Origin of the sequence: Duganella lactea (assembly GCF_009857505.1) — a bacterium.
GTDB lineage: Bacteria > Pseudomonadota > Gammaproteobacteria > Burkholderiales > Burkholderiaceae_D > Rugamonas > Rugamonas lactea.
Map to the genome: position 1 here is coordinate 1 of NZ_WWCP01000064.1, position 12,703 is coordinate 12,703.

12 protein-coding genes and 1 rRNA gene are annotated in these 12,703 nt (G+C 62.5%); 5 read left to right on the top strand and 8 right to left on the bottom strand.

Going from position 1 to position 12,703, the window contains the following annotated elements:
- Window positions 1-152: 152 nt before the first annotated feature.
- Both GTP44_RS26035 and GTP44_RS26040 read right to left on the bottom strand, forming a co-directional pair.
- Window positions 153-491 (bottom strand): P-II family nitrogen regulator, encoded by a 339-nt coding sequence (locus GTP44_RS26035; RefSeq protein WP_154360515.1) that lies wholly within the window; start codon window positions 489-491, stop codon window positions 153-155.
- 11 nt (window positions 492-502) lie between these two features.
- Window positions 503-1,249, bottom strand: a complete 747-nt coding sequence (locus GTP44_RS26040) for a TorF family putative porin (RefSeq protein ID WP_202412954.1) — start codon at window positions 1,247-1,249, stop codon at window positions 503-505.
- Between the two features lie 279 nt (window positions 1,250-1,528).
- On the opposite strand from GTP44_RS26040, the gene GTP44_RS26045 reads away from it, so the two are divergent.
- On the top strand, window positions 1,529-1,807 hold the full coding sequence (locus tag GTP44_RS26045; protein WP_160992910.1) for an accessory factor UbiK family protein: 279 nt from the start codon (window positions 1,529-1,531) through the stop codon (window positions 1,805-1,807).
- A gap of 35 nt (window positions 1,808-1,842) precedes the next feature.
- Here the strand turns inward: GTP44_RS26045 and GTP44_RS26050 are convergent, their stop codons facing one another.
- The 4 genes from GTP44_RS26050 to GTP44_RS26065 are packed head-to-tail and all read right to left on the bottom strand — an operon-like array spanning window position 1,843 to window position 4,191.
- Complete coding sequence (locus GTP44_RS26050; protein ID WP_161021696.1) at window positions 1,843-2,139, bottom strand: hypothetical protein; 297 nt, start codon at window positions 2,137-2,139, stop codon at window positions 1,843-1,845.
- Window positions 2,140-2,150: 11 nt separating this feature from the next.
- Window positions 2,151-2,687, bottom strand: a complete 537-nt coding sequence (locus tag GTP44_RS27895) for a TonB-dependent receptor domain-containing protein (protein ID WP_161021697.1) — start codon at window positions 2,685-2,687, stop codon at window positions 2,151-2,153.
- Window positions 2,648-3,760, bottom strand: a complete 1,113-nt coding sequence (locus GTP44_RS27900; RefSeq protein WP_161021698.1) for a TonB-dependent receptor domain-containing protein — start codon at window positions 3,758-3,760, stop codon at window positions 2,648-2,650. Before GTP44_RS27900 ends, GTP44_RS27895 begins: the two co-directional genes overlap by 40 nt.
- Window positions 3,761-3,795: 35 nt before the next feature.
- On the bottom strand, window positions 3,796-4,191 hold the full coding sequence (locus GTP44_RS26065; RefSeq protein WP_161021699.1) for a TonB-dependent receptor plug domain-containing protein: 396 nt from the start codon (window positions 4,189-4,191) through the stop codon (window positions 3,796-3,798).
- Between the two features lie 138 nt (window positions 4,192-4,329).
- On the opposite strand from GTP44_RS26065, the gene GTP44_RS26070 reads away from it, so the two are divergent.
- The 4 genes from GTP44_RS26070 (at window position 4,330) to GTP44_RS26085 (ending at window position 8,667) form a co-directional block, all read left to right on the top strand.
- A complete protein-coding gene (locus GTP44_RS26070; RefSeq protein WP_161021700.1) occupies window positions 4,330-5,838 on the top strand; it encodes a YifB family Mg chelatase-like AAA ATPase in 1,509 nt (502 codons plus the stop codon).
- Between the two features lie 123 nt (window positions 5,839-5,961).
- Complete coding sequence (locus GTP44_RS26075) at window positions 5,962-7,659, top strand: M1 family metallopeptidase (RefSeq protein ID WP_161021701.1); 1,698 nt, start codon at window positions 5,962-5,964, stop codon at window positions 7,657-7,659.
- On the top strand, window positions 7,656-8,147 hold the full coding sequence (locus tag GTP44_RS26080; protein WP_229256663.1) for a hypothetical protein: 492 nt from the start codon (window positions 7,656-7,658) through the stop codon (window positions 8,145-8,147). Before GTP44_RS26075 ends, GTP44_RS26080 begins: the two co-directional genes overlap by 4 nt.
- Before the next feature lie 178 nt (window positions 8,148-8,325).
- A complete protein-coding gene (locus GTP44_RS26085) occupies window positions 8,326-8,667 on the top strand; it encodes a DUF1840 domain-containing protein (RefSeq protein ID WP_160992915.1) in 342 nt (113 codons plus the stop codon).
- Here the strand turns inward: GTP44_RS26085 and GTP44_RS26090 are convergent.
- Both GTP44_RS26090 and rrf read right to left on the bottom strand, forming a co-directional pair.
- Window positions 8,664-12,491, bottom strand: a complete 3,828-nt coding sequence (locus GTP44_RS26090) for a two-component regulator propeller domain-containing protein (RefSeq protein WP_229257093.1) — start codon at window positions 12,489-12,491, stop codon at window positions 8,664-8,666. The genes GTP44_RS26085 and GTP44_RS26090 overlap by 4 nt on opposite strands.
- Window positions 12,492-12,585: 94 nt before the next feature.
- Window positions 12,586-12,698, bottom strand: a 5S ribosomal RNA gene (gene rrf, locus GTP44_RS26095).
- Window positions 12,699-12,703: the final 5 nt, after the last annotated feature.

A 12,703-nucleotide genomic window follows, 5' to 3' on the forward strand; every position in this document is an offset into this window, starting at 1 on the left:
GGCCGGCGCGGCGGCCGGTGCGGACGCGGTGGCGGCGGGCGCGGCGGCCGGCGTGGCGGTGTCCTGGGCGTGCACCGGCGCGGCCAGTGCCAACAGGATGGAGACCCCAGCTAGCAAGCTTGTTATGGTTTTCTTCATTCTCATTCTTCCTCTTAGAGAGCTTCGTTGCCGGTCTCGCCGGTACGAATACGGATCACTTGTTCCAGGTTGTACACGAAGATCTTGCCGTCGCCGATCTTGCCGGTACGGGCCGCGCCTTCGATCGCTTCGATGGCCTGCTCGACGATGGCGTCATCCACCGCCGCCTCGATCTTGGTCTTCGGCAGGAAGTCCACCACATACTCCGCACCGCGGTATAGCTCGGTGTGGCCCTTCTGCCGGCCGAAGCCTTTCACTTCGGTCACGGTAATGCCCTGGACGTTAATCGCCGACAGCGCCTCACGCACCTCGTCAAGCTTGAACGGCTTGATAATGGCGGTAATCATTTTCATACTGGCCTCGCTTAGAAGGTTTTGGAAATAGTCAGGACAGCACCTTTTTTACCCAGGTTCTTGCCGTTGCCGACATATGCGTCCGTGTTGGCGTAGACCGCCGCCAAGCCAACCGACACCACGCCGAAATCTTTGGTGACGCCGATCTTGTAATCCGAGTAGCTGAGGGCGCCGTTGTTCTTGACGTTCTGGTGGCCGGCGTGCAGGTTCAGCACATAGCCGTCATAGATTTCGTTGTTGAACTGGGCGTCGAGGTAGCCGGAGTCCTTGGAGTTGGCCACGCCAAACAGGTTGGTGGTCGATTGCGAATACTTGAGCGAGAACGGGCCGGCGCTGAGCTGGCCGTAGAATTCGAAGGTGTTGGCGCTCGGGTGCAGCTCGTTCGACGGATAGGCGTAGTACAGGCCGCCGACGTCGTAGCTGAAGGTGTCGTTGATGGCGCCGCGCTTGCCGGCGTAGATGTCCCATTCGATGCTGCCGTCGCCGCCGCCATCCTTGACCCACTTGATGTTGGTGGCCCAGGTGCCGGCGTACAGGCCGCTCGGGTTGTTCACGTAGTCGGCGCCCACTTGGACGGCCGGCTTCAGGCGGGTTTGCGAAATGCCGCGGTAACGGTAGTCGCTGACAACGGCAGCGTTATAGCTGACCTCGTTGTCGGGTTTGGCTTCAGGGGCGGGTGCCGCCTCCTGGGCCTGCGCCATGGACGCGAATGCTAAGGTCAACGCAGCGATCAGGGTTAAGTTCTTGGTCATTGTCATAATTGTTTTTCCTAGTGAGTTGAACTTGATTAGCAGATGCGGTTTAAAATCCTTGTTAAGCGAAGCAATGAAGAGCATTCATTGGCTTCTTTAGCAGAATGTGTGCCAGCTAATGTTGTCCAGCAATCAGTTGCCGTATCATGCTTGACAACGACCTGGCTCGCCCCAAAGTGGGAATCACCACGCACGCGAACAGGGAGGGCGGTGGTTTCGCACCAGATTAACGCCGACTCGCACCTTAATGGTGCAATGATGGACTCATCAGATCAAGGAAAGATTATGGATATGAATACTTTTTTTAATGACTTGCAAAGCAAGATCAGCCAAGCGATCGAAAACTCACCAGCAAAGGACATTGAGAAGAACGTCAAGTCCATGATGACGCAGGGATTCTCCAAATTGGACCTGGTGACGCGCGAGGAATTCGATATCCAGACCCAGGTGCTGGCCAAGACCCGCGCCAAGCTGGAAGCGCTGGAAACGCGCCTGGCGGCGCTGGAAGCCAAGGCTGGCGGCGAAGCGGCCAAGGTGGATATCGCCAAGGGCGACGGGCTGTAAGTACAGTGCGGCGCCGTTGGCGGCGCGATTGGCGTTTATTGTGGAAAAGCGCTGCAAATGTGTTTGCACACCTTTTCGACGGCTGTCTGGTACTTTTCCAGTTCCGCCTCTTCCTGCTCCGCCAGCTGCTTTTTGACTTGCGGATCCGTGGCTGCGGCTTTCTGATCCTGCAGCTGCTTCAGCTTGGCGTCATGCGCCTGCTGGCGAGCCGTATTCAGCATGCCTGGCTCGGCCGTGCACTTCTCCATGCACATCTCGCGTCGGCTCTGTGCCTGTGCCAAGCCTGGCGCCACGCTGGCGACCAGAAATAAATACATCAGGTATTTCTTCATCGTCTGCTTTCCTAAAGAGTGAAATCAAGTTTGAGCGACAGGCGCGCGTAGGCCGCAGTACGGTCGTGGCTGCTCAACAGGCCCTCGTTCGTCTGATACTCGCTGATGCCGCGCCAGGGTCTGGCGCCGATGTCCTCGACCGCCACCACCAGGCTGGTGCCGCCGGGGAACTTCCAACTGCCGTTGGCGTTGACGGTCAGACGCTGCTCCTGATACGTGCGCAAGCGGTCGCTGCTGCGCGTCCAGTCGGCCGGCAGCAGGTGTATATCCAGATTGAGCTTGAGCGGCAGCCCCGCCGCCGCATACGAGGCCGCGACCTTGGCGCGCCACGGCAATTGCCCAGCCAGCCGGTTGTCGGGGGCGGCAAGGTCGTGGACCTCGGAATGCGCAAAACCCAAGCTGCCAGACAGCGTCACCGCCGGCGCCGTTGTCCACACATCGGCGAACGCAAGCCGACCACTCAGGTCGAGCCCACGGATAGTGGCCTTGCCGAGATTGACGGTGCGGCTCACGTAACGGGGCGCGTCAGACCAAGGCACGCTTGCCATGGCGATCTCTGCCCCGGTCTTGTTGCGGATCTCGCGCGCAGACACACTTCCACGACGAACTCGCTGGCCTTGGCCAGCTTGTGGCTGTAGGACAGGTTGAGGCCAAGCGCGCGCTCCGGTTGCAACCGCGGATTACCGGCACTGTCGGCGGTGTCGAAAGTATTGATGGCGCAGTGTCGCGCGTAGCATGGCGCCAGCGAATTGATCACAGGGCGCAGCAGCATCTGATCGGCGGACGGCGGCTGGAAGGTCCGCGCCAGCGACAGACGCAACTGGCGTTTGCTGTTGCCGCCGATCTTGTGCGCGATGTGCATGGTCGGCGACCACACGTTGAACGACGGGCGGCTGCGCACCGGCCCCTCGTCGATTTCCAACAGCCGGCGTTCGCCATTCAAGCCCGCCCCCAGCGCCCAGCTTTTATTGATGCGCCAATCATCCTGTGCAAACCACTGATAGCGCACCGTGCGCGCCAGGTTGCTGACGCCAAGCAGGGACTGGCTCGGATCGGACACGCCGTCGAGGAAATCCGCATAATCGTTTTGCAGCCGGTTGCGCGCCAGGCGTACGCCAGTGGAGAAATCGTGGCCGCCAGCGAAGCTGGTATTGAAATCAGCATCCAGAAAATGGTTCAGGCCGCGTATCTTCCGCGCCAGACTGCGCTGGTGCGGCAAGCCTGCCGTCGCGGCTTCCCAACGGTCGGCGTCGTTGTCGGCGTGCGTCACACCAGTCTTCCACTTGAGCGATAGCTGGCTATCCTCGCCCATCGTCCAGTTCCACTCCAAGGGCAGGCCGACGGACAACAGCGGTGAGCGGGAATTTTGCCTGGATGTCTGAGCATCGCCGCGATATCCCCGCCGCACGTTCTCGGCTTCGTTTTCGAAGCGGATATACAACAGTTCGGGGGCCACAGAAATCTTATGACTGGCGTCCAAGGCCAGCGCAAATTTGCTGGTGCCGCTCAACGATTCGGTGTGTTTCAAACTGCTGCCCTCGCCCTGCACCACGGGCAGCCCGGTGCCGGTGACCTGACGAAAAGCGCTGGCAACGTTACGCGTGTTGCGATCGGCGGACAAGTTCAGGTTGTAACTGAGGGGACTGTCCTTCGATATCAGGTTGCGGGACCACAACAGCTCAGCACCGCGCTTGCCGGCAGTGCTGGTGACACCCGTGCTTCGATCTTCTCAACATGCACGATATCCAGCGCCAGCGGGTCGCCGCCATCGGCGGCACTGCCATCCACCAGAATCTGCGTGTAGCCGGGCAAGCCCATCAGCCCCACCTGTCCATCCTTGCCGACCGTGATCGCCGGTTCACGCCGTAACACCTGGCTGACATTTTGCGCGCCACTGTCCTCGATACGCTTGCGGTCGATGAGGATTATTCCGGCGACAAAATCGCGCGTCTGCCCGGCGTCACTGGCCGTCCCCTTCACCTCCACCTGCACCACCTGCGCCACGGCAGGAAACGCCACCAGCATCAACCACCACAGATATTTACTCTGCATTATTCGTTTTACATTCCAACTAGGCAACTCATTATACTTACTTTTTTGATAATTCAAAAATATTTAAGAAAACGCAAAGTCAGGCGATCGGCATGGGGCTACGCTGGCGGCTTACCTTCATCGCCGTCCGAGCCCGCCATGTCACTCGCCGTACTCAAAAGCCGCGCCCTCGCGGGCATGGCGGCGCAGGAAGTCAGCGTTGAAGTGCATCTGGCGAACGGGTTGCCGTCGTTCACCATCGTCGGGCTGGCGGACACGGAAGTGAAGGAAGCCAAGGACCGCGTGCGCGCCGCCATTCAGAACGGCGGCTTTGAATTTCCCGCGCAGCGCATCACGGTCAACCTCGCGCCGGCCGACCTGCCCAAGGAGTCCGGCCGCTTCGATCTGCCGATCGCGCTCGGCATCCTTGCCGCATCCAAACAAATCCCCGCTCGCCGCCTGCATCAATACGAGTTCGCCGGCGAGCTTTCACTGTCCGGCGAACTGCGCCCGATCCGTGGCGCGCTGGCGATGTCGCTGGCGACGCGGCGCGACGGCGGCTGTCTGGCCTTCATCCTGCCCATGGCCAACGCGGACGAGGCGGCGCTGGTGTCCAACGCGGCCATTTATCCGGCCAATTCACTGCTGGAGGTCTGTGCCCATTTCGCCGCCAAGTCGGTGGAATCGATGCTGTCGCGCCATGAGTCGACGCCTGTTGCCGCCGTGTGCGAGTACCCGGACTTCGCCGACGTCAAGGGACAAATCCTGGTCAAGCGCGCACTGGAAGTGGCGGCCGCGGGAAACCATTCTGTGCTGTTGGTCGGGCCGCCAGGCTCCGGCAAGACCATGCTGGCCTCGCGCTTCGCCGGCTTGCTGCCGGAGATGAGCGATGAAGAGGCGCTGGAAGCGGCGGCGGTGCAATCATTGACCGGCAACTTCCGTATCGAGCAATGGAAGCGGCGACCGTTCAGATCGCCTCATCACACGTCTTCTGGCGCCGCACTGGTCGGTGGAGGGAGCGTTCCGCGTCCCGGCGAGATTTCGCTCGCCCATCGTGGTGTGCTCTTCCTCGATGAGCTGCCCGAGTTCGACCGCCGTGTGCTCGACGTGTTGCGCGAGCCGCTGGAGTCCGGCCACATCACGATCTCGCGCGCCGCGCGGCAGGCGGATTTCCCGGCGCACTTTCAACTGATAGCCGCGATGAATCCCTGTCCGTGCGGGTATTATGGCCACGGCGGCATTGTGTGCCGCTGCTCGCCGGACATGCGCTTGCGCTATCTTGGGCGGGTGTCCGGCCCGCTGCTGGACCGCATCGACATCCAGATGGAAGTCGGCGCGGTGGATCCCGCCATCCTCGCCCTGGACGCGGACGGCGAGCCCTCCGCCGTCATCGCCGCGCGCGTGCAGGCCAGCGCCGACCTGCAACACAGACGCCAGGGCAAGCGCAACCAGTTCCTGACCACACGCGAGATCGACCAGTACTGCAAGCTGGACCAGTCGGCCAAACACTATTTGCGGTGGGCGATGGAGAGCTTTCACTGGTCCGGCCGCGCCTACCACCGCATCCTGCGCGTTGCGCGCACCATCGCCGACATGCAGTGTTCCGACATCATCCATGAGCCGCACGTGTCGGAAGCCGTGCAATACCGGCGCGCGCTACGCGACTGATTTTTAGCGTTCATGGCGCCGCTGCTCCGGCGCATAAAAACCGGCCCGCACCCGCCATCTACCTACCAAGTCTTGCGCGCTTGCTGCTATATTGGCTGGCAGCTTATTCACGCCAGGACCACGATGACCCGCTTGCCTGTTTACCTCGTCGCCAGCACCCTGCTGGCCGGTTGCGCCACGTCGCAGCCGCCGATCACCGACTTCACCGCCAACTCCGGCAACCCGCGCGCGCCCGAGCAACTGGCGGTGACGTTCGAGCAAGTCGACCTGGCGCTGCGCGTCGATCCGGCCACCCAAAGCCTGCGCGGCGACGCCGCCCTGACCTTCCTGCTGACCGCGCCGCTGCGGCGCATCGCCGTCGAACTGGATCGCAACCTGCCGGTCGACAGCGCCAGCGTTGACGGCATCGCGCTGGCGCCATCGGCCATCAGCAATCCCGACGGTCGCCTGTACCTGACGCTGCCGTCGCCCTTGCCGGCCGGCGCCCGCACCACCGTGCGCATCCAGTACCACGGCGTGCCGCACACGGCAAAGAAGGCACCGTGGGATGGCGGCTTCACCTGGAGCCAGACCAGGGAAGGCCAGCCATGGATCGCCACCACCGTCGAGGGCGAAGGCTGCGATCTGTTCTGGCCCTGCATCGACCATCCGACCGGCAAGCCAAAGCAAATCGACCTGCACATCAGCGTGCCGTCGCCGCTGGTGGTGGCCAGCAACGGCGTCGCCACCGGCATGGACGAAAAAGACGGCTGGCGCACCTATCACTGGCGCGCGAAAAATCCCAGCACCTATGGCGTCGCGCTCAACATCGGGCCGTATGAAACGCTGTCGGCCGACTACGCCAGCCGCTACGGCAACATCATCCCGTTGCGCATGTGGTATCTGCAAGGCCACCGGCAACAGGCGCAAGCCCTGTTCAACGAGTTCCCGCCGATGCTGGATTTCTTTGAATACCGCGTCGGCCCCTACCCGTTCGGCGACGAGAAAATGGGCGTGGTCGAGACCCCGCACCTGGGCATGGAACACCAGACCATCAACGCCTACGGCAACGGCTACCAGCAATCGGCCTACGGCTACGACTGGCTGCTGCATCACGAGTTGTCGCACGAATGGTTCGGCAACCAGATGACCAACGCCGACTGGGATGACATGTGGCTGCACGAAGGCTTCGGCTCCTACATGCAGCCACTGTATCTCGAAGCGCTGCGCGGCGAGCGCGAATTCCAGGCCGAACTGTTCAACCTGCGCAAGCAGTTGCTGAACCAGGCGCCGGTGGTCAGCGGCAAGTCGCGGCGCATCGAAGATGTCTACCAGGGCGCACGCGGCGGCCCCGGCAACGACATCTACGCCAAGGGCGCGCTGATCCTGCACACGCTGCGCAATCTGATCGGCGACGCGGCGTTCTTCACCGCCACGCGCCGCATGGTCTACGGCACCACCACGCCGGTGCCGGGCAACTTCCAGCCGCGCTGGAGCAGCACGCGGGAATTCATCCGCTTCGCCAACGAGGCCAGCGGTCGCGATCTGAACTGGTTCTTCAACGCCTATCTGTATCACGCCGCCCTGCCGCGACTGGTGGCGGAACGCGGCGCCGAGACACTCACGCTGCGCTGGCAACTGAAGGACGGCGGCGTCTTTCCGCTGCCGCTCGAAGTGCGCGTCAACGGCCGCGTGGAAACACTGTCGATGGCCGACGGCACCGGCACGCTGGCGCTGCCGCCGCACGCCATCGTCACCATCGACCCGATGTCGCGCGTGTTGCGCCAGCAAGACCACATCGACACCTGGAAAGAACAAGAGAAGAAGAAAGGCCAACCATGATGATGCGCACACTGCCGCTGGCGTTGCTGCTGGCATTCACGCTGTCCGCCTGCAGTCCCAAGTACGACTGGCGCGACTACCGCAGCCCGGACGCGCCGTACAGCGTGCTGTTCCCCGGCAAACCCGCCAAGCAGACCCGCACCGTCAAGCTCGGCGAACTGGACGTCAGCATGACGATGACCGCCGCCGACATCGACGGCGTGGTGTTCGCCATCGGCAGCGCGCAGCTGGCCGACGCGGCGCAGGTACAGGCCGCGCTGGCGGCGATGCAGACCGCCATGGTCAACAATATCGGCGGCGCGCTCGCCAGCAGCAAGCCGCTGGACAACGGCGCGCGCGAAATCGACGCCAGCGGCAAGTCCATGCGCCTGCTCGGCCGCTTTATGACCAGGGAACGGCGCGTGTATCAAGTCGTCGTGATCGGCGCACCGCAAAAAATCGAGGCCGAAACGGTGGAAACATTCTTCAGTTCCTTCCGACTTCTGTGAAAACTGAAGAGTTGGCTTAGGGAATACTTAATCTGGGTGCGCCAGCGCCCAAACTGCTGGGTCAGGGTCTTGCAAAGTTTCAGCGATGTACTAAAGTTGAGCTAACGGACGCGCCGTCATCCGCGAAAAGCCGGCGCACCGCGATATCTTTCCACCATAAGACCAAGAAAGCGCAGCCATGTTAATTGCATTCAAATCGAAGTCCAGCCCGGAAGTCTTGATGTATCAGGAACACGCTCAACGCATTCTGGACCTGTTGCACAAGAATCCGCAACGCGGCGTGATCACCGCCGCCGAAGCCGCCACCGCGCTGTCCATCCTCGAACACGAAGTCGCCGAGGCCAAGCAGCATCCGGAAACCGACGTCGAGCACGACGTCCACACCCACGAACAGGAGGAAGGCGAAACCAAGGAACACGCGCTGGCACAGCGCGTCGGCTTCTCGGCGCGCGCCTATCCGCTGCTGGAAATGCTGCGCACCGCGAAGGCCGAAAACGAACACATCATCTGGGGCATTTAGTCGCCCGCCAGGGACGCCTTCAACGGTAGGTCAATCGTGAAGCGCGTCCCGACGCCCACCGCGCTGTCGACCCGGATCGTCCCATCCAGCAGCGAGGTCACGATGTTGTAGGTGATGCTCAGGCCGAGGCCATTGCCGCCCTGGCCCAGCTTGGTGGTAAAGAAGGGATCGAAGATGCGCGCCTGATGCTCGACCGGTATGCCGCGGCCGTTATCCTCGAACACGATGCGCACCCGCTCCGCGCCCAGCTGCAACGCCCAAAGGCGGATCTCGCCGCCCTCTCGCCCGTCCAACGCATGCAGCAGCGCGTTGTTGATCAGGTTGATCAGCACCTGCCCGTAGGGGCCGGGAAAACTGTCCATCACCACCGTGTCCGGCATCTCCACCACGATCTGGTGGCCGGCCTTGCGGATCTGATTCTTCATCGTCATCACGATTTCCTGGCTGGCCTGATGCAGATTGAACTGGCGCCGCTTGGCGCTAGCCTGATCCACCGCCACCTGCTTGAAGCTGTTGACCAGCTCGGCCGCGTTGCGCAGGCTGCGCATCAGCAAGGTCGATGCCTCGCGCGCCGCCTCGATGAAGCCGCGCAAGTCGGAGCGGCGCAGCGTGTTGTCGTTGTTGCGCGTCTCGATCTCGGTGGTCTTGTCCTCCAGCGTGGAGGCGATCACCAGACTGTTGCCGATCGGCGTGTTGAGCTCATGCGCGACGCCAGCCACCAGCGAACCGAGCGCGGCCAGCTTCTCGCGCTCCACCAGTTGCTGCTGCGCCTCCTGCAACTGGCGATACGAATCCGCGTTGGCAAACGCCACCGCCACATATGAGGCCAGCGTGGTCAGCATGTCGAGGTCGATGCGCTGGTAGGCGTGTGCGCGATAGCTGTGCACGGTGATGATGCCGCGCACCTGGCCGCTGACCGAAATCGGCACATAGATCAGCGAACGCGGCTCGGTCGGCAGCGAGCCGTCTTCCAGCGTGCCCATGTTCTCGACGCCGGACACCAGATCGAGCTTGGTGATATAGCGCCGGTACTCCGCCTGCAGATCGTTGATGAACACTTCCTGCGCCTGGTTGATGCACCACACCGCCAACTGATCCGGATCGCGCATGCTGCGCGTATAGGAGGTGTAGCGCTTGCCCCGCTCCATCGCGAACGGATAGTCGATCACCTCCTGCTCGGGCCGGTAAATGCCGATGCCGAACACGCTGGCGTCCATCAGCGCCTGCACCTGCTGATACAGCAGCGACATGATGGCTTCGCTGTCGAGATTGGCCGTGATGCGGCGGCCGATATCCGACAGCAGCGAGATATTGCGGTGCGCCAGCTCGACGTTTTCCTTCTCGCGCTCGATCGATTCCTTCTGCAGCACCAGCTCGCGCGTGCGGCTGCCGACCTGCTGTTCCAGCGCCTGCTTCTGCCGCACCAGCAGGCGGATACGAATGCGGAACAGCAGGTAGCCACCGCCCAGCACGCAACACGTGGCCAACAGGCGGAACCACCAGGTCTTCCACAACGGCGGCGCGATCGTCACCGCCAGCGATACCGGCTGCGCGCTCCACACGCCATCCTTGTTCGCGGCGCGCACGCGGAACACATAGCGGCCGGGGTCCAGATTGGTATAGGTGGCAAAGCGCTTGCCGGCATCGGCCGTCACCCAGCCGGGATCGAAGCCCTCCAGCTGGTAGAGGTAACGGTTGCGCTGCGGATCGGCGTAGTGCATGGCGGCGAATTCAAACGAGAACACCGCATCCCGATACGACAGCGCCAGCGCACTGGTCTGCTGCAAGGCCGCGCCGTTGCTGACCGATTGGTTGAAGATGGTGAAGTCGGTAATCGCCACCGGCGGCGCATACGGGTTGTCATGAATCCGCGCCGGCTTGAACGCGGTCATCCCCTCCAGACCGCCGAAGTACAGCGTGCCGTCCGGCGCGCCGTAGGCCGAACCGATGAAATAAGAGCCATCGATCAGTCCGTCCTTCGCGGTGTAGTGCTTGAACACGCCCGTCTCCGGAGTGAACACGGCGATCCCGGTTGTCGAGCTGATCCACAGACGCCCCTGCCCGTCGCCGAGAATGGCGCCGATCGGATCGGGCGCGCGGCCATCGTTCAGCGGATAGACCTTGAAGCGCGGCGTGCCGTCCGCCTCCAAGCGCGCCATCGTCAGGCCGGCGGCGGTGCCGATCCAGATGCGCTCGCGCGCGTCCTGATACAGGTAGTGCACCCGGTTGTGGCTCAAGCTGTCGGGTTGGTCCGCGTCATGGCGGTAATGGGCGAAGGCACCGCTGGCGCGGTCCAGCCGGTCCAGGCCGTTCTCGGTGCCGATCCACAAATTGCCGCGCTTATCTTCCATCAGCGCGTGCACGCGGCCGGACAAGGTGGCGGGGTCGGCGACATCGGCATACCAGGTATGCACCGCCAGCGTTCGCGGATCGATGCGGTGCAGCGCCTGGCGCGCACCGGCCCAGAGCATGCCATCGCGCGTCACCAGCAGGTACTGGATGGAACGCACCTGCGGATCGTCATCCAGCGCTATCGCCTTGTAGACGCCGCTGGTCGGATCGCGCCAGAACAGCCCGTTGAGCGTGCCGATCCATAGTCTGCCGCTGTGATCGGTGGCCAGCGTCGCCAGCGCCTCGGCCGGCAGACGATCGGGCCGCGGCAGCGCGTTCGATGCGAACTCCACCGTGCCACGCACGGGATCGAGCAGTCCCAGGCCGCCGCCGGTGCCGAGCCAGACTTTACCGTCGGGCGCCGGCGCAATCGCGCGCACCTTGTTATTGCCGATGCCGGGCAGCACGCCGGCATAGTCGGTATAGCGCTCGAAGCCGCCGCTGCCGAGGTCCACGCGGTCGACACCACTGAACCAGTTGCCCACCCATAAGGTGCCGGTGCGGTCCTGATACAGCGCACTGATCTGATTGTCGCTGATGCTGTGCCGGTTGCGGCTGTCGTTTGGGTAGTGGTAGAAGCGGCCCGTTGCCGGATCGCGGCGTTTCAGACCGTCGGAAAAGGTGCCAAGCCACAAGGTGCCGTCACTGTCGTGCAGCAGCCTGGACACGCGAATGCCAGCCAGATCCGGCGGCAACGCCAGGCGCGTGGCCGACTGTCCGTTCAGGCGCCACGCTTGCACGCCTTTCATGGCGCCGGCCCACAGTACGCCGTCGGCGCCGATCGACAGTGACAAGATCCGGTTCTCCTGCCGGTTGTCCTGCGCGCCGAAATGGCGAAACCGCGTGCCGCCGGCGGGCAGCATCTCCAGTCCGCGCGCCGTGCCGATCCACAGGTTGCCACCCTTGTCGCGCGCCAGCGCCATCACGCGGTCATCAATGATGCTGTCATGATCGTTGTCGGCATGACGCAGCAGGCGCAACTGGCCGCTGGCCATATCCAAATATTGCAAGCCATCGCCGGTCGCCAGCCACATGCCCTGCTGACCATCGCTGACCATGGCCAGCACCGCGACATTGACCAGCACATGGATGAAACCCTGGGTGGCGGGATCATAGCGGTCCAGGCCGCTCTTGCTGCCGATCCACAACTGGCCGGCGGAGTCCTCATGCAAGGCTTGGACATAGTTGTCCTGCAAACTGCGCGCGTTGGCGGGATCGTTTTTAAAGGTGGTGATGCGGTAACCGTCGTAGCGGTTCAGGCCGGCTTGGGTGCCAAGCCACATGTAACCGAGCTTATCCTGCTGGATGCTGGTGACCGATTCCTGGGTGAGCCCCTGCTCCAGGCCGAGATGCGTAAAGCGCAGCGTCAACGGCGCGGCATGCGCCACCGAGACCAGCATCAGCATCAGCAGGGTAAACAAGACAGCGCGCATGGGGTTGCATCTCCGATATCAACCCATTTTAATGCACAAAAGCAAAAAAACCCCAACCAGTTTCATCTGGAAGGGGTTTTTTTAGTAATAACTAGCTTGACGATAACCTACTTTCACACTGGTTGCAGCACTATCATCGGCGTAGAGTCGTTTCACGGTCCTGTTCGGGATGGGAAGGGGTGGGACCGACTTACTATGGTCATCAAGCTTTG